The sequence below is a fragment of the Serratia nevei genome, from assembly GCF_024160145.1.
GTDB classification, from domain to species: Bacteria; Pseudomonadota; Gammaproteobacteria; order Enterobacterales; family Enterobacteriaceae; genus Serratia; species Serratia nevei_A.
The window spans coordinates 1-438 of record NZ_JAMYWQ010000139.1 but is presented as its reverse complement, the minus strand read 5'-3'; the positions used below and the strand labels follow the sequence as shown (position 1 = coordinate 438).

Here is a 438-nt window from a genome sequence, read left to right as displayed (position 1 = left end):
GACTAGTACGTGCCAGCAGCCGCGGTAATACGTAGGGGGCAAGCGTTGTCCGGATTTATTGGGCGTAAAGAGCTCGTAGGCGGTTCGATAAGTCGGGTGTGAAAACTCTGGGCTCAACTCAGAGACGCCACCCGATACTGTTGTGACTTGAGTCCGGTAGGGGAGTATGGAATTCCCGGTGTAGCGGTGAAATGCGCAGATATCGGGAGGAACACCAGTGGCGAAGGCGGCGCTCTGGGCTGGAACTGACGCTGAGGAGCGAAAGCGTGGGGAGCGAACAGGATTAGATACCCTGGTAGTCCACGCCGTAAACGTTGGGTACTAGGTGTGGGGTCTTATCAACGGATTCCGTGCCGCAGCTAACGCATTAAGTACCCCGCCTGGGGAGTACGGCCGCAAGGCTAAAACTCAAAGGAATTGACGGAAGGTAGATTCATC

At 55.7% G+C, this 438-nt stretch carries 1 rRNA gene; it reads left to right on the top strand.

Annotated elements, in window-relative coordinates:
- Positions 1–438, top strand: a 16S ribosomal RNA gene (locus M6G53_RS25125); the annotation flags it as partial.